This is a genomic window from Kitasatospora sp. NPDC056076 (genome assembly GCF_042266305.1).
Classification (GTDB): domain Bacteria; phylum Actinomycetota; class Actinomycetes; order Streptomycetales; family Streptomycetaceae; genus Kitasatospora.
The window spans coordinates 1-24,162 of record NZ_JBHJWG010000040.1 but is presented as its reverse complement, the minus strand read 5'-3'; the positions used below and the strand labels follow the sequence as shown (position 1 = coordinate 24,162).

Annotated in this window: 21 protein-coding genes; 13 read left to right on the top strand and 8 right to left on the bottom strand. The window is 74.4% G+C overall.

Going from position 1 to position 24,162, the window contains the following annotated elements; genetic code table 11:
* Positions 1-29 precede the first annotated feature (29 nt).
* Positions 30-530, top strand: coding sequence for a DUF2550 domain-containing protein (locus ACFC1T_RS28285; RefSeq protein WP_030057523.1), 501 nt, complete (start codon positions 30-32; stop codon positions 528-530).
* A 22-nt stretch (positions 531-552) separates the two neighbouring features.
* Positions 553-1,125: a cob(I)yrinic acid a,c-diamide adenosyltransferase gene (locus ACFC1T_RS28280; RefSeq protein WP_375892965.1), complete on the top strand. Its 573-nt coding sequence runs from the start codon at positions 553-555 to the stop codon at positions 1,123-1,125.
* Between the two features lie 8 nt (positions 1,126-1,133).
* Here ACFC1T_RS28280 and ACFC1T_RS28275 read toward each other — a convergent pair whose 3' ends face one another.
* Positions 1,134-1,739, bottom strand: coding sequence for a hypothetical protein (locus ACFC1T_RS28275; protein WP_375892963.1), 606 nt, complete (start codon positions 1,737-1,739; stop codon positions 1,134-1,136).
* Positions 1,740-1,896: 157 nt separating this feature from the next.
* On the opposite strand from ACFC1T_RS28275, the gene ACFC1T_RS28270 reads away from it, so the two are divergent.
* The 5 genes from ACFC1T_RS28270 to ACFC1T_RS28250 all read left to right on the top strand — a co-directional run bounded on the left by ACFC1T_RS28270 (position 1,897) and on the right by ACFC1T_RS28250 (position 8,132).
* Positions 1,897-3,099: a sensor histidine kinase gene (locus ACFC1T_RS28270; RefSeq protein WP_375892961.1), complete on the top strand. Its 1,203-nt coding sequence runs from the start codon at positions 1,897-1,899 to the stop codon at positions 3,097-3,099.
* Entirely contained in the window at positions 3,096-3,746 is a 651-nt protein-coding gene (locus tag ACFC1T_RS28265; protein ID WP_375892959.1) for a response regulator, read from the top strand. The genes ACFC1T_RS28270 and ACFC1T_RS28265 overlap by 4 nt, the downstream gene beginning before the upstream one ends.
* A 178-nt stretch (positions 3,747-3,924) precedes the next feature.
* Positions 3,925-4,794, top strand: a complete 870-nt coding sequence (locus ACFC1T_RS28260; protein ID WP_375892957.1) for a 3-hydroxyacyl-CoA dehydrogenase family protein — start codon at positions 3,925-3,927, stop codon at positions 4,792-4,794.
* Positions 4,795-5,184: 390 nt separating this feature from the next.
* Positions 5,185-5,502 carry an STAS domain-containing protein gene (locus tag ACFC1T_RS28255; RefSeq protein WP_375892956.1) on the top strand — a complete coding sequence of 106 codons (318 nt, stop codon included), beginning with the start codon at positions 5,185-5,187 and terminating at the stop codon, positions 5,500-5,502.
* 284 nt (positions 5,503-5,786) lie between these two features.
* Entirely contained in the window at positions 5,787-8,132 is a 2,346-nt protein-coding gene (locus ACFC1T_RS28250; RefSeq protein WP_375892955.1) for an ATP-binding protein, read from the top strand.
* A 4-nt stretch (positions 8,133-8,136) separates the two neighbouring features.
* Here ACFC1T_RS28250 and nucS read toward each other — a convergent pair whose 3' ends face one another.
* Entirely contained in the window at positions 8,137-8,796 is a 660-nt protein-coding gene (gene nucS, locus ACFC1T_RS28245; RefSeq protein ID WP_188306031.1) for an endonuclease NucS, read from the bottom strand.
* Positions 8,797-9,277: 481 nt separating this feature from the next.
* Here nucS and ACFC1T_RS28240 point away from each other — a divergent pair, with 481 nt between their 5' ends.
* Positions 9,278-9,670, top strand: a complete 393-nt coding sequence (locus ACFC1T_RS28240) for an SCO5389 family protein (RefSeq protein ID WP_350504362.1) — start codon at positions 9,278-9,280, stop codon at positions 9,668-9,670.
* Positions 9,671-9,735: 65 nt separating this feature from the next.
* On the opposite strand, the gene ACFC1T_RS28235 is transcribed toward ACFC1T_RS28240, so the two are convergent.
* Entirely contained in the window at positions 9,736-11,043 is a 1,308-nt protein-coding gene (locus tag ACFC1T_RS28235) for an LLM class flavin-dependent oxidoreductase (RefSeq protein ID WP_375892953.1), read from the bottom strand.
* Between the two features lie 230 nt (positions 11,044-11,273).
* Here ACFC1T_RS28235 and ACFC1T_RS28230 point away from each other — a divergent pair, with 230 nt between their 5' ends.
* Positions 11,274-11,597, top strand: a complete 324-nt coding sequence (locus ACFC1T_RS28230; protein WP_375892951.1) for an ATP/GTP-binding protein — start codon at positions 11,274-11,276, stop codon at positions 11,595-11,597.
* 13 nt (positions 11,598-11,610) lie between these two features.
* On the opposite strand, the gene ACFC1T_RS28225 is transcribed toward ACFC1T_RS28230, so the two are convergent.
* Together ACFC1T_RS28225 and ACFC1T_RS28220 are read right to left on the bottom strand one after the other, a co-directional pair.
* A complete protein-coding gene (locus ACFC1T_RS28225; RefSeq protein ID WP_375892950.1) occupies positions 11,611-12,378 on the bottom strand; it encodes an ABC transporter permease subunit in 768 nt (255 codons plus the stop codon).
* A gap of 1 nt (position 12,379) precedes the next feature.
* Positions 12,380-13,384 carry an ABC transporter ATP-binding protein gene (locus ACFC1T_RS28220; protein WP_375892948.1) on the bottom strand — a complete coding sequence of 335 codons (1,005 nt, stop codon included), beginning with the start codon at positions 13,382-13,384 and terminating at the stop codon, positions 12,380-12,382.
* Positions 13,385-13,476: 92 nt separating this feature from the next.
* Between ACFC1T_RS28220 and ACFC1T_RS28215 the strand changes: the two genes are divergently transcribed.
* Positions 13,477-14,274, top strand: coding sequence for an alpha/beta fold hydrolase (locus tag ACFC1T_RS28215; RefSeq protein WP_375892947.1), 798 nt, complete (start codon positions 13,477-13,479; stop codon positions 14,272-14,274).
* On the top strand, positions 14,271-14,582 hold the full coding sequence (locus ACFC1T_RS28210) for a hypothetical protein (RefSeq protein WP_375892945.1): 312 nt from the start codon (positions 14,271-14,273) through the stop codon (positions 14,580-14,582). The genes ACFC1T_RS28215 and ACFC1T_RS28210 overlap by 4 nt, the downstream gene beginning before the upstream one ends.
* Before the next feature lie 112 nt (positions 14,583-14,694).
* On the opposite strand, the gene ACFC1T_RS28205 is transcribed toward ACFC1T_RS28210, so the two are convergent.
* The 3 genes from ACFC1T_RS28205 to mce all read right to left on the bottom strand — a co-directional run bounded on the left by ACFC1T_RS28205 (position 14,695) and on the right by mce (position 21,553).
* Entirely contained in the window at positions 14,695-15,624 is a 930-nt protein-coding gene (locus ACFC1T_RS28205; protein ID WP_188306039.1) for a cellulose-binding protein, read from the bottom strand.
* A 117-nt stretch (positions 15,625-15,741) separates the two neighbouring features.
* Complete coding sequence (locus ACFC1T_RS28200) at positions 15,742-20,601, bottom strand: hypothetical protein (protein ID WP_375892943.1); 4,860 nt, start codon at positions 20,599-20,601, stop codon at positions 15,742-15,744.
* 508 nt (positions 20,602-21,109) lie between these two features.
* A complete protein-coding gene (mce, locus tag ACFC1T_RS28195) occupies positions 21,110-21,553 on the bottom strand; it encodes a methylmalonyl-CoA epimerase (RefSeq protein WP_375892942.1) in 444 nt (147 codons plus the stop codon).
* 258 nt (positions 21,554-21,811) lie between these two features.
* Here mce and ACFC1T_RS28190 point away from each other — a divergent pair, with 258 nt between their 5' ends.
* Both ACFC1T_RS28190 and meaB read left to right on the top strand, forming a co-directional pair.
* Complete coding sequence (locus ACFC1T_RS28190) at positions 21,812-23,005, top strand: acetyl-CoA C-acetyltransferase (protein ID WP_375892941.1); 1,194 nt, start codon at positions 21,812-21,814, stop codon at positions 23,003-23,005.
* A gap of 119 nt (positions 23,006-23,124) precedes the next feature.
* Positions 23,125-24,081: a methylmalonyl Co-A mutase-associated GTPase MeaB gene (meaB, locus tag ACFC1T_RS28185; RefSeq protein ID WP_360233689.1), complete on the top strand. Its 957-nt coding sequence runs from the start codon at positions 23,125-23,127 to the stop codon at positions 24,079-24,081.
* The last annotated feature ends 81 nt before the right edge of the window (positions 24,082-24,162 follow it).

Sequence of the window (24,162 nt, the reverse complement as noted above, 5' to 3'; positions counted from 1 at the left end):
GAACGCGGGTAGCGAGGAGGTAGGTGAGCATGGTCCTCGCGCTTGTGGTGTGTGCGGCGGTCGTGGCGCTGGGAGTGATCGGCCTGATGGCCTTCGCCGTACGCCGCCGCCTGATCCAGCGGGTCGGCGGCACGTTCGACTGCAGTTACCGGCTCAAAATGCCCGCCGACGCCTCGACGCAGCCCGACCTCGACGAGAACGGCAAGCCCACCTCCGCCCCGGTCCCACCGACCGACGGCAAGGGGTGGGTTTTTGGTATCGGCCGCTACAGCGGCGACTCGATCGAGTGGTTCCGGGTCTTCTCGTACGCCCCCCGCCCGCGCAAGGTCCTGCCCCGCCGGGAGATCGAGGTCCTCGGCCGGCGCTACCCGGAGGGCCAGGAGGAGCTGGCGCTGCTCTCCGGCTCGGTGGTGCTGCGCTGCCTGCACAACGGGGCGCCGCTGGAGCTGGCGATGAGCGAGGACGCGCTCACCGGCTTCCTGGCCTGGCTGGAGGCGGCTCCCCCCGGGCAAAGGGTTAACGTCGCCTAACGTGCCCGGCTAGGCTGGCCGCATGGTCAATCTGACGCGCATCTACACCCGTACCGGGGACAACGGCAGCACCGCGCTCGGCGACATGAGCCGGACCACCAAGACCGACCCGCGGCTGATGGCGTACGCGGACGCCAACGAGGCGAACGCGGCGATCGGGGTGGCCCTCGCGGTCGGCGCACTGCCCGAGGACGTCGCGGCCGTGCTCGTCCGGGTCCAGAACGACCTGTTCGACGTCGGCGCCGACCTCTCCACGCCCGTGGTCGAGGACCCGAAGTACCCGCCGCTGCGGGTGCTGCAGTCCTACGTCGACCGGCTGGAGGGGGACTGCGACCACTACCTGGAGCAGGTGGAGAAGCTGCGCAGCTTCATCCTCCCCGGCGGCACCCCCGGCGCCGCCCACCTGCACCTGGCCTGCACGGTCGTGCGGCGGGCCGAGCGCTCGACCTGGGCGGCGATCGACGCCTACGGGGACTCCGTCAACCCGCTGACCGCGAAGTACCTCAACCGGCTGTCCGACCTGCTGTTCATCCTGGCCCGGGTGGCCAACAAGGAGCGCGGCGACGTGCTCTGGGTGCCGGGGGAGAACCGCTAGGGCCTGCCCTAGGAGGCGTCCTGGGACGCCTTCTCCGGGGCGGGCCGCTCGACCACCCGGCCGTCCACCACGGTGACGCCCGCCGGCGCCTCCTTGGGCCAGAGCGAGAAGCAGCCGGCCACGACCACGTTGACCACGGCCGCGATGCCCAGCTTCCAGTACCACTGGGTGAAGGCGCTGAAGTGGGCGGAGCCGGCCGACAGCGGGACGAGCAGGCTGATCAGGGCCAGGGTGATCACGGCGGAGACGACCGTCCGGCGGGCGATCCGCCACTCGTGCGCCGTCCGCTCCGGGCCGTACGTGGGCGAGGGCAGCGGCGCGGGGCCGCCGGCGAAGCGGTGCAGGAAGTGCCGGTCGGCCCAGGCGACCAGCGAGGGGCCGTAGCCGACCGAGAAACCGGCGTAGCTCGCGGCCAGGGCGTGCGTCCACCCCGCCTGCGCGCCGCCGCGCAGGTTCAGCACGGTGAGGGCGTACAGGGCGAGGTCCACCACCGGCAGGCCGATCAGCAGCACGGTGCTGGTGCGGCGCATCCGCAGCAGGTAGCGGGCGGAGAGGGCGAGGCCGAGCACGATCCACCAGGAGATCTCGGCCGCGACGATGAGGGTGACGATCACTTTCTGCTCCCGGTCGTTCCGACGGTGTCCCCAGCCTCGTGCGCGGGCGCGCTGCTGTCGTCGTCGCCCGGTGCCGTCCGGGCCTGCACCTTTCGATGTAGCGGGCTCCTCCGCGCACCGGAGCCGGGCGGGCCGCCGGGGATGGTGAGATGGGGGCGTGCTCGTACCCTCCCTCGCCCCGCGCCGGATGGACCGGCTGATCGCCCTGAGCGGGCTGCTCGGCGGCGCGGTGCTGATCGCCTTCAAGGTCTACGACCGGGCGGACCGGCTGCCGCTGTGGGCCGTGACGGCCCCGCTGCTGGTGATGGCGGGGCTGGAACTGGTCCGGCGGACCCGGCCGGTGCTGGCGGTGTCGCTGGGCGGGCTGGCCTTCGCGGGCAGCCTGGTCGCCGGCAGCCTGCTGGCGACCACGATCATGTACACCGACCTGCTGTACGCGGCGGTGCTCTACGGCACCGGCCGGATGTCGCGGGTGCTGCACCTGACCGGCGGCGCGACCGTGCTGGTGCTCTCCAGCCTGGTCTGGTACGTCGCCGGGACCTCGGCCGGGCTGCTGGTCGTGGTGGTCGGCTCACTGGTGTTCCTGGCGCCGGTGTGGACCGGGGACCTGGTGCGCAAGCACCGGGAGCAGGCGGAGAACGAGCGGCTGCGGGCCGAACAGACCGCGCTGCTCTCGGAGATGGACCGGCGCGAGGCGGTCGTCGCCGAACGCGCCCGGATGGCGCGGGAGTTGCACGACGTGGTGGCCAACCACCTGTCGGCGATCGCGATCCACGCCACCGGCGCCCAGTCGGCCGCCCGGCGGCGGCGGTTGCCGGAGGGCGATCCGCTGGTCGAGGTGCTGGCGGTGATCCGGGAGAACAGCGTCCAGGGATTGGCCGAAATGCGCCGCATGATCGGGCTGCTCCGGGACAGCGGCGGGGGAGAGGCCGACGAGTCGTACGCGGCCCCCGACCTCGCCGCGGTGGACGCCCTGCTGGAGGGGGCCCGGGCCGCCGGGCAGGACGTCGGACTGGACTTCGAGCTGACCGAGAGCGGCGAGCGCGGCGACCTCCCGGTGCCGGTCGGGCTGGCCGCCTACCGGATCGTGCAGGAGTCGCTGACCAACGCGCTCAAGCACGCCGGGCCCGGACTGGTCGCACTGCGGCTGGAGTTCGGCCCGGACGCGCTGCGGATCGCGGTCGACAGCCCGTACCGCGGCGGGCCGGGCCGCGAACTGCCCGGCGCCCGGGCCGGGCTGGTGGGGATGTCGGAGCGGGCCGCGCTGCTCGGCGGCAGCTTCGAGGCCGGGCCGCGGGACGGGTACTGGAGGGTGCGCGCGGAGCTGCCGTGCGGCCGGGAGAGCGGGGGACGGGCATGACGATCCGGGTACTGGTGGCCGAGGACCAGGCGGCGGTGCGGGCGGCGCTGGTGATGATCCTGCGGGCCGAGCCCGGGTTCGAGGTGGTCGGGCAGGCCGCCGACGGGCAGGAGGCCGTCCGGCTGGCCCTGGAGCTGCGCCCCGACGTGGTGCTGATGGACGTGCAGATGCCCCGGCTGGACGGCGTCTCGGCGACCCGCCAGGTGGTGGACGCCGGCGCGGCCCAGGTGCTGGTGCTGACCACCTTCGACCTGGACGAGTACGTCTACGGCGCGCTGCGGGCCGGCGCGGCTGGCTTCCTGCTCAAGGACCTGGAGGCGGACACCCTGGTCGAGGGGATCCGCACGGTGGCGCGCGGGGACGGCATGCTCGCGCCCTCGGTGACCAGGCGGCTGATCGGCACCTTCGCCCGCCCCGGGCGGCCGGTCGGACCGGAGGCCCGGACGGCGGTGACGGGCCTGACCGCGCGTGAGCGGGAGGTGCTGGCCTGTCTCGGGGCGGGGATGTCCAACGGGGAGATCGCGCTCCGGCTGGAGATGGCGGAGGCGACCACCAAGACCCACGTCAGCCGGATCCTGGCGAAGCTGGGGCTGCGCAGCCGGGTGCAGGCGGCGATCCTCGCCCAGGACCTCGGTCTGACCATCTGACGACCATCCTGGTCGGGTGACCAGGTCGGTTGCAGATCACACTCCCGATTGCTATGGCACGGGCGATCTGGGCATTAGAGTCCCCGCCAGAGCAATGCGGCTCCTTGGCGGCGACCCCTGCCCTGAGCCGCCTTCAGGGCCCGCCCGCAGGGCGGCGACGGCGTCGGGAGACCCAGCCATGAGCAATGCGTCCAGCAAGCAGATCGCCGTGATCGGTGCCGGCCTGATGGGCGCCGGCATCGCCCAGGTGTCCGCGCAGGCCGGCCACCCGGTGGTGCTGCGGGACGTGACCGAGGAGGCGCTGCAGCGGGGCCTCGCCGGCATCCGCGCCTCGTACGAGAAGTTCGTCTCCAAGGGCAGGCTGAGCGCCGAGGACGCCGAGGCCGCGCTGGGCCGGATCACCACCACCACCGACCTGGGCGCCGTCGCCGAGGCCGACATCGTGGTCGAGGCCGTGTTCGAGAACCTGGAGGTCAAGGAGGGCGTCTTCCGCGAGCTGGACAAGCTCGCCAAGGACGGCGCCGTCCTCGCCTCCAACACCTCCGCCATCCCGATCACCCGGATCGCCGCCGTCACCCGGCGGCCGGAGTCGGTCGTCGGCGTCCACTTCTTCTCGCCCGTCCCGATGATGAAGCTGGTCGAGCTGGTCCGCGGCTACAAGACCAGCGACGAGACGCTGGCCGCCGCCCGCGCGTACGCCGAGGGCGTCGGCAAGGACGTCGTGGTGGTCAACCGCGACGTGGCCGGCTTCATCACCACCCGCCTGATCACCGCGCTGGTCGTCGAGGCCGCCAAGCTGTACGAGTCGGGCGTCGCCACCGCCGAGGACATCGACACCGCCTGCCGCCTCGGCTTCGGCCACGCGATGGGCCCGCTGCAGACCGCCGACCTGACCGGCGTCGACATCCTGCTGCACGCCGCCCACAACATCTACACCGAGACCAAGGACGAGAAGTTCGCCGCCCCGGAGATCATGGCCCGCATGGTCACGGCCGGTGACCTCGGCCGCAAGAGCGGCCGCGGCTTCTACCCGTACGAGGGCAAGTGAGCCCGCGGGACTGAGCGAACGCCCTGGTGGGCCGTGCGATCGGGGCATCGTACGGCCCGCCGTACCGGGCCGGGTGAGTTTCCTCACGCCCGGTGCCGCAGACGGGTGATTTGGGCGGTAATCGAGCGTAGGTGTGGAGAGTTCCTGCGTATATTCCCTCGGACGAGTGAAGTTGCTTCAGATCAGGGCGGAAACCAGCAACCTGCGGCGCTGCTCCACCGTCAGATGAGGGAACCCGGCACTCCGACCGGGGCCGGGCGCGAGCCGAGCCGTCGCAGGCGTTCCGCCCGGGCCCTCCCACTCCGATCCAGGGGCCGTCCCGCCTCCCGGTCCGTCCCGGCCGGGGCCGGACCCGCCCCGCACCAGACCACCCAGGCGAAGGAGGAGAGCATGCGCATCACCGGCGACCACACGGCGCTGGCCATCGAAGGCCGCCTCGACGTGCGCACCGCCGCCGACGCGCGGGCCCGGCTGCACCAGGCCGTGGACGGCGGCCTCGGCGACCTCGTGCTCGACCTCGGCCGGCTGGAGTTCTGGGACGCCACCGGCCTCGGCGTGATCATGGGCACCCACCGGCGGGCCGGCCGGATCGGCCGCCGGCTCGTGCTGCGGGCCGTCCCCGCCCAGCTCCAGCGGCTGCTGGTGGCCACCAAGTTGCACCGCATCCTCGCCGTCGACGGCGGGATCCCCGAGGTCCAGGCCTCCTGACGCCCGTTCCGGGGGCGTACGGAGCGGCTCGCGGAACATGCCGCACGCCCGTTCGCGCGCCCCTCGGGCCGCCCTCCTGACCGGGCCGGGCCCGACCGGCGGCTCCGGCCTTCACCTTCCCCGCACCGGGACCGCACTGCACGGCCGGGCCCGGATGTGCGAGAGTCTGCCCGTCAGATGACGGCCGCCCGGGGCCGGCTGCCCACAGCCCGCCCGCGGCCGCGACCGAGACGTGTGCCGGCCGGCGCGGGGCGCCGGCGGCCGAACACGATGCGGAGCAGAACGTGGCACAGCCATCCGGGGAGTTCCGGCAGGAGGCCGCCCGCACCCGCGGCGGCGAACTGGTCTCCGGCGGCCTGCTGGTCGGCGTCGGCGCCCCGGACGGCTCCGAGGCCCGGCCCTGTCCGGAGGAGTGGCGGCCCCGCCCGCGCCGGATCGAACGCAGCGAGCCCGCCCGCGGCCCGGTCGGCGGCGTCGGCCGGGCGGTCGGCCCGCTCGCCCTCGGCGCCGGCCCCACCGACCTGCCGCTGCTCGACCGCGAGGCCGACATCGCCGAACTCCTCGGCCTGCTCGCCGAGGGCCGCTCGATACGCCTGGTCGGCCAGGCCGGCTCGGGCCGCAGCACCCTGCTGTCGGCCGTCGCCGCGGCCGCCGCCGACCTCGCCCCCGGCGGCGTCGTCCAGCTCTGCGGCCACCGCCGCACCGCCGCCGACCTGCTCCAGGACCTCTTCGCGGCCACCCACCACGCCCCCGGCTACCGCCCCGACCCGGGCCAACTGGCCGCCCACCTCGCCGGGGTCGGCGCGGTCGTCGTGATCGACGAGGCCGAGCCCGCCGGCGACGACCTGGAGGAGCTGCTCGCCGCCGCCCCCGGTTGCGCCTTCCTGATCTCGGTCGCCCCCGGCGGCCCGGTGCTGCCCGCCGACTCCCGGCTGCGCGACCACCTCGTCCCCGGCCTCTCCCGGCCCGCCTGTCTGGCCCTCACCGCCCGGCTCGCCGGGCGGCCGCTGGACGTGGCCGAGAAGGCCTGGGCGGTCGACCTCTGGTTCGAGTCCGAGGGCCTGCCGCTGCGCTTCGTCCAGGCCGCCGCGCTGCTGCGCCAGCGGGACGTCTCGGTGGACGCGCTGGTCGCCGCGGAGGAGGACCGGCGGGACGTCTTCGGCGCGGTCGAGGAGCCCGCCCACGACCCCGACCCGGCGATCCGGGAGAACGCGCTGCGGCGCACCGTGCCGCTGCCCTCGGTCGCCGAGACCGCCTCGCCCGCCGTCCGGCTCGCCGAAGGGCTCGGCGAGGCCGCGCAGGCCGTGCTGCGGCTGGCCGTCGCGCTCGGCGGCGAGTGCCCCACCGCGCCGCACCTGCCCGCGCTGATCGACGTCGGCCAGGGCGAGAGCGCGCTGGCCGAACTCGCCGACGCCGGGCTCGCGGTGTCCATCGGCGGGCACCACCGGCTGACCGCCGGGGCGCTCGACCTGCTCGCCCCGCACTGGCCGGCCCGCGGCTGCGTGGACGGCGCCGCCCAGCACTTCGCCTGGTGGGTCGGGCACAGCTCGGTGTCGCTGGCGCAGATCGCCGCCGAGGCCGAGGTGCTGGTCGGCGTGCTGCTTGCGGACCGGACGGCGGGGCGGCACGAGGCGGTCGTCCGACTGGCCCGGGCCGCCGCCCCCGCACTGGCGCTGGCGCTGCGCTGGGGCGCCTGGGAGCGGGTCCTCCAGCTCGGCCTGGAGGCGGCCCGGCGGACCGGTTCGACGGTCGACCAGGCCTGGTTCCACCACGAGGCGGGCGTGCTCGCGATCTGCCTCCGGCAGCCCTCCCGGGCGATCGCCGAACTGGAGACCGCCCTGACCCTGCGGGCCACCGCGGGGGAGCCGCGCGGGGTGGCCGCCGCGGGCCGGATGATCGACCTGCTGCGCGCCGACGGCCGTCAGCTGCCGGCCGCCGCGACCCCGGCGGCGTCGGGCCGCGGACCGGTGATCCGGAAGATCGCCGCCCGGGTGCCGGCCGGCCTCAAGGCCCGGGCCCGGGCCGGGCGGCGGCGCAAGGTGGTGGTGGCCTCCGCGGCCCTGCTCACCTTCGGGGTGCTCGGCACGGCGGTGGCAATGAGCCTCGCCGGGCCCGAGGAGCACCAGGGGAAGGACCCGCACGCTCAGCTGGACCAGGTCGGGGACACCGGCAACGCGCCGGTGCCGGCGCCGTCCCCCGACGCCTCCCCGGGCACGGCCGGGGCGGGCGGCACCGAGCCGGGTGCCCCGGCGGGGACGGCGGCCGGTACGGAGCCCTCGGCGAGCGGCAGTGCCTCGCACTCGCCGAGCGCCACACCGTCGAAGCGGTCGAGCGCCTCGCCGGGGGCCACCGGGTCGGCGGCCCCGCAGCAGTCGCAGCAGCCCGGCCCGGGGCAGCCGCAGCCGTCGGAGCAGCCGCCGGGGCAGAAGCCCGGCGGGTCGGGCGGGGGCGGCAACGGCGGGGGCAACGGCGGCGGTGGTCAGACCGGCGGCGGCACCGGTGGCGGGAGCGGCAACTCGCCGTCGCCGAGCCAGCCGACCGGCTCGGCGACGCCGACCGCACCCGCGACGACCCCGGCCGTGCCGACCGGTCCGGCCACCCCGTCCCCGACGGGGACGAAGTCCCCGTGACCGGTCAGAACAGCTTGAGCTTGTCGTCGTCGATGCCGCGCAGCTCGTCGTAGTCCAGCACCACGCAGCCGATGCCCCGGTCGGTGGCCAGGACGCGGGCCTGGGGCTTGATCTCCTGCGCGGCGAAGACGCCCTTGACCGGGGCCAACAGCGGGTCCCGGTTGAGGAGTTCGAGGTAGCGGGTGAGCTGTTCGACGCCGTCGATCTCGCCGCGGCGCTTGATCTCGACGGCGACGGTGGCGCCGTCGGCGTCGCGGCAGAGGATGTCGACCGGGCCGATCGCGGTCGGGTACTCGCGGCGGATCAGCGACCAGCCGCTGCCGAGCACCTCCATCCGGTCGGCGAGCAGCTCCTGGAGGTGCGCCTCGACGCCGTCCTTGATCAGGCCGGGGTCCACCCCGAGTTCGTGGGAGGAGTCGTGCAACACCTCCTCCAGCGTGATGATGAGCTTCTCGCCGGCCTTGTTCACCACCGTCCAGACCCCGTCGGCCTCCTTGAGGGCGCACGGCGGGGACATCCAGTTGAGCGGCTTGTAGGCGCGGTCGTCGGCGTGGATGCTGACGCTGCCGTCGGCCTTGACCAGGATGAGCCTGGTGGCGGAGGGCAGATGGGCGGAGAGCCGACCGGCATAGTCGACTGAGCAGCGGGCAATTACGAGACGCACGGTCGACCACGCTAGCCCACCGGGGCCAGTTGATGCGATTCCGAGACGACCGGGTGAAGAAAGCGCGAACCCCGCGAACATGGAGGTTCGGCGGACCCGCCGCCGCTCGCCGCGCTCTGGCGTACGCCCCCCGGGGTCGCTACGGTGTGTGACGCTACGGATGCGGGGTCGCTGTCAACGGGGACGGAGACTTCAGATGAACGATCCGACGGGATCAGGCCAATCTGGTGCACCACGGCGTATTTCCGGAGCAATCCGCAGGAACGACCGGCCTGCTCCGCCGTTGACTGCCACGCTGTTCTGACGCGGTCGGTGTTCAGGACGTCACGTCCCGTGGCGCCGCCGCCTTCGCAACAGGTGCCGGAAACCCCGGTCCGACGGTGTTCCGGACACCTCCTGCGATTTCGCCCACCCTCACTGTGAGCTTGGACTACGCATGACCACCCGGGCGCCGCGCGGGTGGACCGCGAGAGGAGAATCCATGTCGCTCGACGTCTCACCGGCCCTGCTGGAAAAGGCCGAGCGGGGCGAGGTCGACGAGCGGGAATTCGTCGACTGCGTCCGCGTCTCGCTGCCGTACGCCTGGGACCTGATCAGCTCGCTGGTCGCCCAGGCGAAGGTCGACGGTACCGACTTCGCCGACAACCAGGTGCCGCCGCCCAGCGAGCAGGCCCGCGGCCAGCTGCTGCGCGCCCTGGCCAGCGATGCCATCCGGGGCGCCCTGCAGCGCCACTTCGGTGTCCGGCTGGCCTTCCAGAACTGTCACCGGGTGGCGGTGTTCGTGCCGTCGGAGGCCAACGAGGCGCGGTACGACCGCTTCACCTCCGTCCGGGAGCAGCTGCTCAACCAGTCCGAGGAGCTGCGGGACTGCTGATCCGGCCGGAGCCGGCCGCCCCCGTCCCCCGGTGCGGGGGGAGGGGCGGCGGTCCGGGCCGGCGGTCAGCCCAGCTGCGGCAGCACCTCGGAGCCGAGCCGGGCGATGTTGTGCAGGGTCGCCTCGCGGTCGCCGCTGCCCTCCGCGAGCAGGGCGAAGCGGCGGATGCCGGTGCGCTCGGCGGTGGCCAGCAGCCGGTCGGCGCACTGCTTCGGGGTGCCCACCGCGTGCAGGTCGCAGAGCAGTTCGGTGTACTGGTGCGGGTCGCGCATCTTGCGTTCGCGGCCGTCCACGGTGCGGTGGGCGCCGAGCCCGTACTCGAACCAGCCGGGCATCGCGTTCAGCAGGGTGGCCCGGGCCGCCGAGGTGCGGTCGTCCACCTGGGCCACGCCCGCCGCGACGTGCTGGCGGGTCACCCGGCGGAGCTGCTCCTCGCCGCGCCCGGCGGCCAGCCAGGCGGTGCGGTAGAGCTCCAGCATCCGCACCTTGTCCTCGTCGCCGGAGTGCATGCCGAGCAGCATCGGCAGGCCGCGCTCGGCGGCCAGCCGCACCCCGCCCGGGGAGGTGCAGGCGACCACCACCGGCGGGCCGGCCACCGGCCGTCCGGTGCGGTCGCGTTCCTCGGCGAGGCCGTCGGCGTCCTGGCGCTGGCGGGGGAAGCGCACCGGGCCGGTCGGCTCGTCCAGGCCGAGCCAGCTGCCCAGGCCCGGCCGGCGCACCGGCTCGGTGGCCCGCGGCACCACCGCGACCTCGGGGAAGGAGAACTGCGGTCCGTCCGCGCCGACCCGGGAGCCGCGCAGCCAGCGCAGCAGCAGGTCCAGCCGCTCCGGGAAGCCGTTCTCGAAGGCGTCCACGCCGCTGCCGAACACGTCCAGGTCGATCCACGGCCCGCCGCGGCCCACCCCGAGCGTGAAGCGCCCGCCGGAGGTGAGGTGCAGCAGTGCGGCCTGCTCGCCGAGCGCCACCGGGTGGCTGGTGGAGAGCACGCTGACGGCGGTGCCGATGCCGATCCGGCGGGTGCGGCCGAGCAGCAGCGCGGCGAGGGTGGCGGCGTCCGGGCAGACCCCGTACGGGACGAAGTGGTGCTCGGCCAGCCAGACGCTGTCCAGGCCCGCGCGTTCCGCCTCGACGGTGGCCCGGACGGTGCGCTCCAGCACCTCGCCGTGGCTCTGCCCGGGGAACTGCGCGGACAACAGGAACGCGCCGACCCGTACCGGGGCGGTGTCGGGCGGCAGTGCGCCGGTGCGCTGGGCGGCGGTCAGCGGTTCGCCGGTGACGGCCAGCGGCGGTACGCAGGTGAGCGCCGGGCCCGGGGCGGGTGGGCGCACGCCGACGGGTCGGCGGGTCTCGGCGCGCGGGCTGGTCTTGGTCATCCTGGGGGCCTCCTCGGGTGCACGCAGGGTCTGCGGGCCCCGCCTGTCCACTCGTGGGTATCCGATGTCATGTGCCAATGGCACGCGGAACCCCGAATTTCCCCGATGATCGGGTGGATCTCGGCAAAAACCCCGGACGGGTCGACCGAAGCCGTGATAGGGGCCAATAAAAGGGTTTGACACCCGTAGGCTGGAGCGACTTCGAGCCCCCGGAAGAGAGGCAGTCCGCCGTGCCCCGCCGCAACCGGATCAACAGCGCCGCCGACCGCGAGAACGCCGAACCGGCCGCCGCCCCGCTGGGCGGATCGCTGCGCCGCACCGAGAACTACCAGGGTGACGACTGGGTGGTGCAGACGGTCGCCGGGACGTCGGGACGGTTCTACCGCTGCCCGGGCTGCGACCAGGAGATCCCGCCCGGGGTGGGCCACGTGGTGGCCTGGCCGATGCACGGCGCCGGGGTGGACGACCGGCGGCACTGGCACCGGGCGTGCTGGGGAGCGCGGGAGCGCCGGGCCTCCAACGTGCTGCGGGGCCGCGGCGCTCCGCGCCACTGAGTCCGCCGGGCCGTCACGCGTCCCGGTTCTTGAGCACCAGCGCGCCGCCGACCAGCGCGGCCGCGGTCCAGGCCAGGCAGATCGTGAAGCCCGCCCACGGCCCGTACGGCTGGCCGTTCTGCTCGTACACCAGCAGCATCCGCGAGCCGGCGTAGTCGGGGAAGTAGTGGGCCAGGGTCTTGACCTTCGGCACCGCCGAGAGGATCGGCGAGAGCAGGAAGAAGAACGGCACCAGCACGCCCAGGGCGAGCGTCTGGTTGTGCAGCATGGCGGTGACGCCGGCCGAGAACAGGCAGAGCATCGTCAGGTAGAGCGCGGCGCCGAGCACCGCGCGCAGCACGTTCGGCTCGCCCAGCGTGGTGGAGTGCGGGCCGAGCAGTGCCTGGCCGACGAAGAAGGTGACGAAGGCGGTCACCAGCGAGACCGCCAGGGCCAGCCCGCCGAGCACCGTCGCCTTCCCGGCCAGCAGGGTGCCGCGCTGGGGGACGGCGGCCAGGGTGACCCGGATCATGCCGCTGCTGTACTCGTTGCCGATCGCCAGCACCCCGAAGACGATGATGGCCAGCTCGCCGAGCATGATGCCGGAGAAGGCGGTGCCGGTGGCGTCGAACGGGGTCTCCTCGTGGCGTCTGAACTCGGTGAAGTTGTTGTTGGTGAGCAGGGACAGCAGCGCGCCGATGCCGACGGTGACCACGAAGGCCAGCGCGAGGGTCCAGACGGTGGAGCGGACGCTGCGGATCTTCGTCCACTCGGAGCGCAGGATCGCCGGGAAGGACGTCATCTCAGTTCTCCTCCTGCTGCGCCGCCGCGGTCGGCGCCGCTCCGTCCGTCTGCCAGCCCGCGCCCCAGGTGCCGGGCGCGCCGGCGGCGTCCCGGCCGGGGCCGTCGCCCGCGTGGTACTCCACCGAGTCCGCCGTCATCTGCATGAACGCCTCCTCCAACGAGGCCTGCTGGGGGCTGAGTTCGTGCAGCACCACGCCGTGCGCGGAGACCAGTTCGCCGAGCCGGGCGATGTCGCCGTCGACCACCTCGTAGGAGCCGTCGGGGCCCGGTTCGTGCCGCAGTCCGGCCCCGGCCAGGACGTCGAGCAGGCGCTCGGGCTGCGGGGTGCGCAGCCGGACGGCGGAGCGGGAGTTGCGCCGGATGAACTCCGGCATCGGCAGGTCGGCGAGCAGCCGGCCCCTGCCGATGACCACCAGGTGGTCGGCGGTGACGGCCATCTCGCTCATCAGGTGGGAGGAGACGAAGACGGTCCGGCCCTCGCCGGCCAGGCGCTTCATCAGGTTGCGGATCCAGAGGATGCCCTCCGGGTCGAGGCCGTTGACCGGCTCGTCGAACATGACGATCTCCGGGTCGCCGAGCAGGGCGGAGGCGATGCCCAGGCGCTGGCCCATGCCGAGGGAGAAGCCGCGGGCGCGCTTGCGGGCGACCGGGGTGAGGCCGACCAGGGCGAGCACCTCGTCCACCCGGCCGGCCGGGATCCGGTTGCTCTGGGCGAGCCAGAGCAGGTGGTCGCGGGCGGTGCGGCCGGGGTGGACGGCCTTGGCCTCCAGCAGGGCGCCGATGTACTTGAGCGGCTCGCTGAGTTGCCCGTAGCGCTTGCCGTCGAGGGTGACCCGGCCGCTGGTGGGGCGGTCCAGGTCGAGGATCATGCGCATGGTGGTGGACTTGCCCGCGCCGTTGGGGCCGAGGAAGCCGGTGACCACTCCCTGCGGGACCGAGAAGCTGAGCCGGTCCACCGCGAGCGTCTTGCCGTAACGTTTCGTCAGGTCGTGCAACTCGATCATTGGCGCTCCCTTGCTCTCTGGCAGGCTAGGACAAAGCGGATATCGCGGCCCGCTGAGTGGGCCCGTCGGGCGTGCCGCAATACGGTGGCTGCATGAGTCAGCTCCCCTCCGCAGTGTCCGTCCGCGAGAGCGGTACCGGAACACCCCTCGTGCTGCTGCACGCCTTTCCGTTGAACGCCTCGATGTGGTCCGCCCAGCTGGACGCGCTGCCCGGACTGACCGGGGACGAGGCCCGGGTGCTCGCCCCCGACCAGCGGGGTTTCGGCGGGACCGAGCTGGGTGCCGACGAACCCTCGCTGGACCTCGTCGCCGACGACCTGGCGCTGCTGCTGGACGCGGCCGGGATCGACCGCGCGGTGGTCGGCGGGCTCTCCATGGGCGGCTACGTGGCGCTCGCCTTCGCCCGCCGCCACCCGGACCGGCTGTCCGGCCTGCTGCTGGCCAACACCCGCGCCACCGCGGACCGGGACGCCACCCGGGCCGACCGGGAGCGGATCGCCGCCGCCGTGACCGCCCGGGGCAGCGTCCAGCTGCTGCTGGACGAGCGGGTCGCGGCCGGGCAGCTCGGGCCCGACTCCCAGCACCTGGTGGAGCGGGTGCAGGCGATGGTGGCCGCCGCGCCGCCCGCCTCCGTCGCCTGGGCCCAGCGGGCCATGGCGGCCCGTCCTGACTCCCTGGAGGTGCTGGCCGGGCTCCGGGTGCCGGTGACGTTCCTCGCGGGCGCCCTGGACGCCCTGGTGGCGCCCGAGGAGGCCGAACTGATGCACCGGGCCCGCCCGGACGCCGAGCTGACCGTCGTCCCCGGGGTGGGCCACCTGAGCGCCCTGGAGTCCCCGGGCGCGTTCGACGCGGCCGCGCGCCGGCTGCTCGCCCGGGCGGCCGCCGGATGAGCCCGGACGAGGCGGGCTGGGACTTCTCCGCGCTGGAGGTCACCGGCCGGATGCCGGTGACCAACCGCGGCGAGGGGCTGGTGGAGCTGACCCTGGAGCCGCTGGGCGAGGACTACTGGTTGCGCCCCGGCGAGACCTTCATCGTCACCTCGTACGGCGACTACGGGTCCGGGCACCCCTTCGAGGTGCAGTACTGGCCCGACTCGGTGTCGGTCTGGTGCACCTCCTGGTACGGCACCGTGTCGGACGACGAGGGCAACCAGCTCAGCAGCGGGTACCAGCGGCCGGACGGGGCCTACCCCCGGTAAATGCCCCCGAGGTGGTGACAGCCGCACGCGCGACAGGCCCTCACCCGGGCGGGTGAGGGCCTGTCGTACGACCGCGTCGGCGGCTGTGCCGGCGACTGCGTCAGCGGCTGCGTCAGCGCGACTGCTGGGCGGGCACGCCCATGGTGTCGTCGTTCGGCAGCGAGGCGGCGGCCACGGCCGCGCCGGTCAGCGTCGCCAGCATCTCGCGGACGTTGGTCAGCTGGGCGTTGATGCTGTCGCGACGGTTGGTCAGCGCCGCCAGCTCGCGCTCCGATTCGCTGCGGATGCGGTCCGCCTTGGCGTTGGCGTCCGCCACGATGTCCTCGGACTGGCGCTGGGCCGTCTCGACGGTCTGGCGGGCCCGGCGCTCGGCGTCGGTGCGCAGCTTCTCGGCCTCCAGGCGCAGCTGCTCGGCCCGGTGCTCGATCTCGGCCAGGCGCTTCTCGGCCTTGGCCTGACGGGCGGCCAGGTCGCGCTCGGACTGCTCGCGGCGCTTGGCCAGGTTCGTCTCGAACTCCAGCGCGGCCTGGGCGGCCTTGGTGCGGGTCTCCTCGAAGAGGGCGTCCGCCTCCTCACGCTTGTTCTGGGCGTCCTTGTTGGCCTCGGCGCGCAGCTGGGCGGAGTCGCTCTTCGCCTTGTCGACGATCCGCAGCCCCTCGTCCTCCGCCTTGGCCTTGCGGTCCTTGGCGTAGTTCTCGGCCTCGGTGCGGACCTGCTGGGCGGCGGCCTCGGCCAGCTCGCGGTGCTGCTCGGAAGCGCGGTGCGCCTCGTCGCGCAGGTCCTTGGCCTCCTCCTCGGCGAGCCGCAGGATCTTCTCGACCCGGGCGCCGAGACCGGCGTAGGAGGGCTCCTGCTCGGCGACCGCCGCCTGGGCGGTCTGGGTTTCGAGGTGGAGCTCCTCGATGCGCTTCTCCAGTGCACTGATCCGGGTCAAGGCACTGTCACGGTCGGCCACCAGCTTGGTGATCCGCTCGTCGACCTGGGCGCGCTCGTACCCACGGCGTACCAGGTCGAAGCCGTGAGGGGAGTGACTGTCGCTCATGGGACTCTGGGCTTCCTGTCGTCAAACCGCTGAGGTGGTTGAGGGAATCCTGACACGGTACCGGAGTGTCGACGGCGAAATGCCGTTGTCTCACGGACAATGACCGTCAATGTCCGCTCAATCGGGTGGTGCGTTCTTGGAACGATTGCCACCCGACCGGGGGGAGCCAACTCCGGCACCGGCCTTGGCGCCCCCGTCCTTCTTGGTGTTGCTTCCCCCGTTGACCTGGGCGACCGGTGTCGGTGCCTCGAACGCCTCCAGCGCCGAGAGCACGTCCTGGACCCTGGAGATCTCGGTGTTGATGTCCTTGCGGCGGCGCACCAGTTCGTCCAGCTCGCGCCGGCCCTCGCCGGTGACCCGCTCGGCCTCGGCCTTCGCCTCGGCGATCAGCCGCTCGGCCTCCGCCTTCGCCAGCTCGATCTGCTCGTCCGCGGTGCGGTCGGCGTCGCGCAGCCGCTTCTCCGCCTCGGCGGCCGCGCCGTCGAGGCGCTCCTCGGCCTCCGTCTCGGCCGCGCGCAGCTTCGCCTCGGACTTCTCGATCAGCGACTCGGCCCGGTCGGTGGAGTTGGCGAGCTTGGTCTCCGCCTCCTTGAGCAGGCCCTCGGCCTTGCGGACGGCGGACAGCCGGACCTTGCTGGCCTCCGCAGAGGCCTCCGAGGTGAGCTCGGACGCCCGGTCCTCGGCGGCCGCGACCAGGGCGGCGGCGCGGTCCTCGGCCTCGGCGACGGTGGCCACCGCCTGCTCCTCGGCCTCGGTCAGCTGCTCCTGGGCGGCCGTCACCAGCGCGTCCACCCGCTCGCCGGCCGACTTCATGGCCGCCGCGTTCTCCTTGCGGGCCCGCTCGTGCAGCGCCTCCACCTCGGCGTCGGTGCGCTCGCGCAGCTCCTCGGCGCGCTCGCGGATCGCGGTGGCGTCCCGGCGGGCCTCGGCGAGCAGCACGTCGGCGTCGGAACGGCCCTTCTCGACCTCGGCCTGACCGGCCGCCTCGCCGGCCGCGACCAGCCGGTCGGCCTCCTTGCGGGCGGCCGCGACCATCGCGTCCGCCTGCTCCTCGGCGGCGGCCGTGGTGGCCAGCGCGGTGGTCTGGGCGTCCTCGCCGAGCGACTCGGCGTCGGCGAAGGCCTTCTCCAGCACGGACTTGGCGCGGTCCCGGGTGGCCTTGTCGAACTGCTCGGCGGCCTCCCGGGTCTGCGCGTCGTAGGCGTCGGCGCGGGCGTGGGTGGAGGCGTCGTACTCGTCGGCCAGGGTGCGGGTGGCGAGCGCGTACTCCTCGGCCTCGGCGCGCAGCCCGGCAGCCAGCTCCTCGGCGTCGGCGATCGCCCGCCGGCCCTGGGCGTCGGCCTCGGCGACCGTGCGGACGGCCTGCGCCTCGGAGTCGGCGCGCAGCTGCTCGGCGGCCTCCTGGGCGGCCCGCAGTTCGGCGTCGGCCTCGGCGCGCAGCTGCTCGTCGTAGGCCTGGGCCTCGGCCCGCTGCCGGCCGAGCTCGGCCTCGGCGGCCTCGCGCTCGGCGGTGAGCTCCAGCTCGGTCCGCTCGCGCAGGGCGGTGGTCTCGGCCTCGGTCCGGGCGCGCAGCTCGGCCGTTTCGAGGTCGGCGAGCTCGCGCTGCTCGGCGGTCTCGCGGTCGGCCAGGTCGCGCTGCTCGGCGGTCTCGCGGTCGGCGAGCTCGCGCACCTCGACGGCGTACCGGTCGGCGGCCTCGCGCTGCTCGGTGGTCTCCCGCTCGGCGAGGTCGCGCTGGTCGGCGGTCTCGCGGTCGGCGAGCTCGCGCACCTCGACGGCGTCCTGCTCGGCCCGCTCGCGGGTGTCTGCGGCGTCCTGCTCGGCGGTGGCCCGCAGCGCGGCGATCTGCTCGGCGGCGGCCTCGTGCAGGCCGGCCACCGACTGGCGGACCTCGGCGGCCTCGTCCTCGGCGGTGGAGACCAGCTCGGCGCCCTCGGCCCGGGCGGCGGCCACCACGTCCTGGCCGTCGGCGCGTGCCTGCTCCAGCTCGGCGGTGGCCTCGGCGCGGATGGCGTCGGCGGTGGCGCGGGCCTCGGACAGCTCCCGGCCGGCCTCGGCCCGGACCGTCTCGGCCTGCTCGTCGGCCAGCGCCAGTTCGGCGGCGGCCTTCTCGCGGGTGGCCTTGGCGTCCTGGGCGGCCTCGGCCCGGCGCTGCTCGGCGGCGGCGCCGGCCTGCTCCAGCAGCTCGTCGGCCTCGGTGCGGTGGTCGGCGGCGTACTGCTCCGCCTCGGTGCGCAGGTCGGTGGCGTGCTGTTCGGCTTCGGTGCGGACGCGGTCGGCGTAGGCCTCGGCACTCTCGCGCTGCTGGGTGGTCTCCTGCTGGGCGAGGGTGCGCAGCTCGGCCGCGGCCCGCTCCGCCTCGGTGCGGTGGTCGGCGGCGTACTGCTCGGCCTCGGCGCGGTGCTCGGTGGCGTGCTGTTCGGCTTCGGTGCGGACGCGGTCGGCGTAGGCCTCGGCACTCTCGCGCTGCTGGGTGGTCTCCTGCTGGGCGAGGGCGCGCAGCTCGGCCGCGGCCCGCTCGGCCTCGGCGCGGTGCTCGGCGGCGTACTGCTCCGCCTCCTCGCGCTGCTCGGCCGTCTCGTGGTCGGCGTTCTCGCGCTGCTCGGCGGCATACCGGTCGGCGGCCGCGCGGACCTCGGTGCTCTCCCGGGCGGTGCGCTCGGTCAGCTCGGCGGCGCCCTGCTCGGCCTGCTCGCGGGCGGTGCGGGCACCGGCCAGCTGCTCGGCGGTCTCCTCACGCTCGCGCTGCAGCCCGGCGGCGGCCTCCTCGTGCTCGCGCCGGCTCTCCTCGCGCAGCGCGTTCGCGGTGGCCTCGGCCTCGGCCCTCGTGCGGGCGGCCTCGGTGTCGGCCTCGGAGCGCACCCGCTCGGCGTCGGCGACCGCGGCGTCCCGGACGGCGTTCGCCTCGGCCTGGGACTCGGCGGCCAGGGCCTCCGCGGCGGCGGTTGCCGCGGTGCGCACCTGCTGGTCGAACTCGGTTGCGCCGCGCCGGAGTTCGGCGGTCTCCCGCTCGGTGGCGGCGCGGTTCTCGGCGGCCGCGGCCTTGGCGGCGGTCACCGCGTCCTGGCCCTGCTGCTCGGCGGCCGAGGTGATCTTCTCGGCCTCGGTCCGGGCCCGGGCCAGGGTCTGCTCGGCCCGGCCCTGGGTCTCGGCGGCCTGCTCCTGGGCCTGGGTGCGCAGCCGCTCGATCTCCCCGGCGGCACCGGCGCGCAGCTCGTCCGCGTCGGCCTTGGCCTTGGTGAGCAGCTCCTCGGCGTTCTTCGCCGACTCCTCGATCTGCAGCACGGCCTGGCGGCGGGCCTCGCTGCGGGCCCGGTCGGCCTCGGCGGCGGCCTGGGCGCGCAGTTCCTCGGCCTCGGCGCGCAGCCGGGCGGCCTCGTCCTGCATCTGCTCGATCCGCTCGCGGATCGCGGCGGCGTCGTCCAGGGCGGCGTTCTGGGCCTGCTCGACGGCGGCCTGGGCCTGCTCGCGCAGCCGCTGGGCCTCGGCGTGCGCCTCGGCGCGGATCCGCTCGGCCTCGGCGGAGGCCTCGCCGCGGGCGGTCTCGGCGTCCTGGTTGGCCCGGCCGAGCACCTCCTCGGCGGTCTTGGCGGCCTTGGCGAGGTGCACGGTGGCGTCCTTGGCGCCGGCCGCGCGGCCGGCCTCCTCGGCCTCGCCGCGCAGCCGCTGGGCGTCGGCGTCGGCCTGGGCCCGCAGCTCCGCCACGTCCCGGTCGGCCTGGGCGCGCAGCTCGGCGATCGCCGCCTCGGCCTCGGCCTTCAACTGGGCGGCGACCGACTCGGCGGTGGCCCGCAGCCGCTCGCTCTCCTCGGCGGCGGCGGCCTTTGCGGCGTCCGCCTCGGCCTGCCGGGTGGCGGCGTTGCTGCGGATCGCCTCGGCCTCGGCCCGGATGGCCTCGGACTCCTTGGTGGCGTTGGCGACCAGCCGGGCGATCTCGGCCCGGGCGGTCTGCGAGCGCTGCTCGGTGGCGGCCTCGCCGTCGGCGACCTTGCGCTCGGCGGCGGCCTCGGCGTCGGCCTGCAGCTGCTCGGCGGCCTGCTCGGCCTGGACCCGCAGCTCGGTGGCCTCCCGGCGGGCGCGCTCGGCCTCGGCGATCGCCGCGTCGCGCAGCCGCTCTATCTCGGCCTTCGCGGCGCCCAGCTGCTGCTCGGCGCGGGCCTGCTCGGCGGCGGCCTGCTCCTTGAGCCGGCTGATCTCGGTGTGGGCGACGGCCAGCTGCTGCTCGGCGGCGGCGTGGGCGGCGGCCAGCTCCTGCTGGGCCTGGCCGCGGGCCGCGTCCACATCGGCGGCGGCCTGGGCACCGGCCTGCTGGGCGTGCTCGGAGGCGGCGCGCAGCAGTCGCTCGGCGTCGTTCTGGGCCTTCTGGAGGGCGGCCTCGGCGGCGGCCTGGGCCTCGCCGCGGGCGGCGTCCACGTCGGCGGCGGTCTGGGCGCGGGCGTGGTCGGAGAGGGCGGCGGCCTCGGCGCGGGCCGCGGCGACCATCCGCTCGGACTCGGCGCGGGCGTCCTGGAGGAGGCGCTGGGCCTCCTGCTCGGAGCCGGACCGGGTCTGCTCGGCCCAGCCGTTGACGTGCTGCTCGGCGGAGCGGCGCAGCTCGGTGAGCTCGTCCTCCAGCTGGCGGCGGCGTGCGGCGAGCTCGGCCTCCAGCCGGGCGGTGCGCTCGGCGGTCTCGGCCATGATCCGCTGGGTGGCGGCCTGGGAGTCGCGCAGCTGGCGCTCGGCGTCGGCGCGCATCTGCTGGGCCTGCATCTCGGCGGTCCGCAGCATCTGCTCGGCCTGGCCGGAGACGGCGTCGAAGGCGCGCGGCTGGGCGAGCATGCGCCGGGATTCGTGCAGCTTGGCCCGGAGCACCTCCACCTGGTAGGCGAGGTCCTCGGCATGCTCGACTGCTTTGTCCCGCTCCTTCCGAGTCCGACCCATCTCGGCCTCGAACTGGGAGAGGTGATCGTCAACCTCGTAGCGGTCGTTGCCCCGCACTCCGCGGTCCCATCCATCTCCTGGTCGCGTCCTCGACCGGGCCGGTCCCGGCCACCCGTGTCCGGGGTCCTGGTCCGACTGGTCCTTGCATCCGCGCCCACCGGACGACCCGCTGCCAAGCCGGAGCCGTCCGCCGCGGTCGTCGGAGTCCTGGTCGCGGGAGCGCGGACGTGCCGCGTTCCCCCGTCCGGGTGGACTCCTGGGCGAACTCTTGCCTGTGGAGAATGGTGACAGATCCGTCTTGCGACTGTTCAGCCGTGCCCGCGTACTGGACTCCCCTGCGACGGGCCGGCCACCGGAGGGCGGACAGGCCTGTCATCGGCCGTGCCCGTCGCCTCCGTCCCCCGGAGTCTTCGCGCACCTGGGCATTGTAGTGGGCGCGCACCGCGGGGGAATGGCCGCGTGGGGGTTTTCCGGCTGCCGGACCACGTTACTGACGGGTCGCTAGTGCCGAATTCCGGTGTGCCGCCCGGGAGCGGGCGGCACCGGGAGCGGTTCCGAGGTCGTTTCAGTGCCCTTCGTGCTCGCCCGGCTGGGCCGAGGTGACCAGCTCGGTCAGCACGCCGCCGCAGTCCTTGGGGTGCAGGAAGGTGATCCGCGAGCCCATCGAGCCGATCCGCGGCTGGTCGTACAGGACCCGGACGCCCTTGTCGCGGATCGCCTCGGCGTCGCCGTCCACGTCGGCGGTGCCGAAGGCGATGTGGTGCACGCCCTCGCCGTTCTTCTCCAGCCACTTGGCGACGGTGGAGTCCGGGCGGGTGGGCTCCAGCAGCTGGAGGTACGAGGCGCCGCCGTCGTCCGTGCCGTTGATCCGGAGCATGGCCTCGCGGACCCCCTGCTCCTCGTTGACCTCGCTGTGGAACACCTCGAAGCCGTAGGTCGCGCGGTAGAACTCGACCGTCTTGTCGAGGTCTCGGCAGGCGATGCCGATGTGGTCGATGCGGGTCAGCACGGCGCCTCCAGGGGGCGGTGGACGGACAGTGGCACCCAGTGCAGCGTACGGCCCCGAGGCGGCGCCAGTGCCGGACGTGCGAGCCTGCTCACACGCCGGGAATCACCCGGACGTTCACCCGGATCGCATTGACACGGTGTTGACTGGACGGTGCCAGTGCGCTCGATCACACCGTCGCTCCGGTGACGGGCGGAAAACGGGTCAGTACCCTGAGCGCATCCTCACCACCTGGCCACGACGTGCGAAGGGGCCCGTCCCATGACCAACACCACCTCTGTGATCGTTGCCGGTGCGCGGACCCCGATGGGCCGCCTGCTCGGTTCCCTCAAGGGCTTCTCCGGTGCCGACCTCGGCGGCTTCGCGATCAAGGGCGCGCTGGAGCGGGCCGGCATCACGGGTGAGCAGGTCCAGTACGTGATCATGGGCCAGGTGCTGCAGGCCGGCGCCGGCCAGATCCCGGCCCGCCAGGCGGCCGTCAAGGCCGGCATCCCGATGAACGTCCCGGCGCTGACCATCAACAAGGTCTGCCTCTCCGGCCTGGACGCCATCGCCCTGGCCGACCAGCTGATCCGGGCCGGCGAGTTCGACATCGTGGTGGCCGGCGGCCAGGAGTCCATGACCAACGCCCCGCACCTGCTGCCGAAGTCCCGCGAGGGCTACAAGTACGGCGCGGTCGAGGTGCTCGACGCGATGGCGTACGACGGTCTGACCGACGCCTACGAGAACATCCCGATGGGCGAGTCCACCGAGAAGCACAACACCCGTCTGGGCATCGCCCGCGACGTGCAGGACGAGATCGCCGCCGCCTCCCACCAGCGGGCCGCCAAGGCGCAGGCCGACGGCGTCTTCGAGGCCGAGATCGTCCCGGTCGCCATCCCGCAGCGCAGGGGCGAGCCGGTGCTGTTCAGCCAGGACGAGGGCATCCGCGCCGACACCACCGTGGAGGGCCTGGCCAAGCTGCGCCCCGCCTTCACCAAGGACGGCACGATCACCGCCGGCACCTCCTCGCAGATCTCCGACGGCGCCGCCGCCGTGGTCGTGATGAGCAAGGCCAAGGCCGAGGAGCTGGGCCTGACCTGGATCGCCGAGATCGGCGCCCACGGCAACGTGGCCGGCCCGGACAACTCGCTCCAGTCGCAGCCGTCCAACGCGATCAGGCACGCGCTGGGCAAGGAGGGCCTGGAGGTCTCCGACCTCGACCTGATCGAGATCAACGAGGCGTTCGCGGCCGTCGCCCACCAGTCGATGAAGGACCTCGGCGTCTCCGCCGACATCGTCAACGTCAACGGCGGCGCGATCGCGCTCGGCCACCCGATCGGGATGTCCGGTGCCCGCGTGGTGCTGACCCTCGCGCTGGAGCTGCAGCGCCGCGGCGGCGGGGTCGGCGCGGCCGCGCTGTGCGGCGGCGGCGGCCAGGGCGACGCGCTGATCGTGCGCGTGCCGAAGGCCTGATCTGTTCCGACCTCCGGGGCTGCGGACCGCCACAAGTGGTCCGCGGCCCCTTCGGCATCTGCCGTCGTTCGCCGCCGTACGCCGCCGCCACCCGCCGGCATCCGCGCAAGGAGCTCCTGATGATCGATGTCGCCACGCTGGTCGAGCAGGCCCGGGAGGGCCGGCCGCGGGCGGTCGCCCGGCTGATCACGCTGGTCGAGAACGCCGCCCCGCAGCTGCGGGAGGCGATGGCCGCGCTCGCGCCGTACACCGGGCAGGCGTACACGGTGGGCCTGACCGGCTCGCCCGGGGTGGGCAAGTCCACCTCCACCTCGGCGTTGGTCTCCGCCTACCGGCGGCTCGGCAAGCGGGTCGGGGTGCTCGCCGTCGACCCGTCCTCGCCGTTCTCCGGCGGGGCGCTGCTGGGCGACCGGGTCCGGATGCAGGACCACGCGACCGACCCCGAGGTGTTCATCCGCTCGATGGCCACCCGCGGGCACCTGGGCGGGCTGTCCTGGGCGGCGCCGCAGGCGCTGCGGGTGCTGGACGCGGCGGGCTGCGAGGTGATCCTGGTCGAGACCGTCGGCGTGGGCCAGTCCGAGGTCGAGGTCGCCGCCCAGGCGGACACCGCCGTGGTGCTGCTGGCCCCCGGGATGGGCGACGGCATCCAGGCCGCCAAGGCGGGCATCCTGGAGATCGGCGACGTCTTCGTGGTCAACAAGGCCGACCGGGACGGCGCCGACGCCACCGCCCGGGAGCTCAACCACATGCTGGGCCTCGGCGAGGCCCGCGAGGCGGGGGACTGGCGCCCGCCGATCGTGAAGACCGTCGCGGCCCGCGGCGAGGGCGTGGACGAGGTGGTCGAGGCCCTGGAGAAGCACCGCGCCTGGCTGGAGGAGACCGGCGAGCTGGCGGCGCGCCGCCGCCGTCGGGCCGCCCAGGAGATCGAGGCGATCGCGCTGGCCGAGCTGCGCGCCCGGATCGGCGACCTCTCCGGCGACCGCCACCTGGCCGGCCTGGCCGAGCGGGTGGTCAACGGCGAGCTGGACCCGTACGGCGCGGCCGACGAACTGGTCGCGGGCCTGACCACGGGCTGAGCGGCTTCTCGGGAATTACTGGGCAGCTCGCCGAAACGAGCGCCGATCAACAACTCCACCTGAACGCTGTAGCCCCGTTGC

Bases quoted from the DNA above. Each gene is read 5' to 3' on its own strand.
- ACFC1T_RS28240 (WP_350504362.1), top strand. From the start codon at position 9,278: ATGTCGCTCGACGTCTCACCGGCCCTGCTGGAAAAGGCCGAGCGGGGC.
- ACFC1T_RS28260 (WP_375892957.1), top strand. From the start codon at position 3,925: ATGAGCAATGCGTCCAGCAAGCAGATCGCCGTGATCGGTGCCGGCCTG.
- ACFC1T_RS28205 (WP_188306039.1), bottom strand. From the start codon at position 15,624: ATGAGCGACAGTCACTCCCCTCACGGCTTCGACCTGGTACGCCGTGGG.
- ACFC1T_RS28235 (WP_375892953.1), bottom strand. From the start codon at position 11,043: ATGACCAAGACCAGCCCGCGCGCCGAGACCCGCCGACCCGTCGGCGTG.
- ACFC1T_RS28265 (WP_375892959.1), top strand. From the start codon at position 3,096: ATGACGATCCGGGTACTGGTGGCCGAGGACCAGGCGGCGGTGCGGGCG.
- ACFC1T_RS28280 (WP_375892965.1), top strand. From the start codon at position 553: ATGGTCAATCTGACGCGCATCTACACCCGTACCGGGGACAACGGCAGC.
- ACFC1T_RS28215 (WP_375892947.1), top strand. From the start codon at position 13,477: ATGAGTCAGCTCCCCTCCGCAGTGTCCGTCCGCGAGAGCGGTACCGGA.
- ACFC1T_RS28285 (WP_030057523.1), top strand. From the start codon at position 30: ATGGTCCTCGCGCTTGTGGTGTGTGCGGCGGTCGTGGCGCTGGGAGTG.
- meaB (WP_360233689.1), top strand. From the start codon at position 23,125: ATGATCGATGTCGCCACGCTGGTCGAGCAGGCCCGGGAGGGCCGGCCG.
- ACFC1T_RS28190 (WP_375892941.1), top strand. From the start codon at position 21,812: ATGACCAACACCACCTCTGTGATCGTTGCCGGTGCGCGGACCCCGATG.
- ACFC1T_RS28255 (WP_375892956.1), top strand. From the start codon at position 5,185: ATGCGCATCACCGGCGACCACACGGCGCTGGCCATCGAAGGCCGCCTC.
- ACFC1T_RS28225 (WP_375892950.1), bottom strand. From the start codon at position 12,378: ATGACGTCCTTCCCGGCGATCCTGCGCTCCGAGTGGACGAAGATCCGC.
- ACFC1T_RS28210 (WP_375892945.1), top strand. From the start codon at position 14,271: ATGAGCCCGGACGAGGCGGGCTGGGACTTCTCCGCGCTGGAGGTCACC.
- ACFC1T_RS28220 (WP_375892948.1), bottom strand. From the start codon at position 13,384: ATGATCGAGTTGCACGACCTGACGAAACGTTACGGCAAGACGCTCGCG.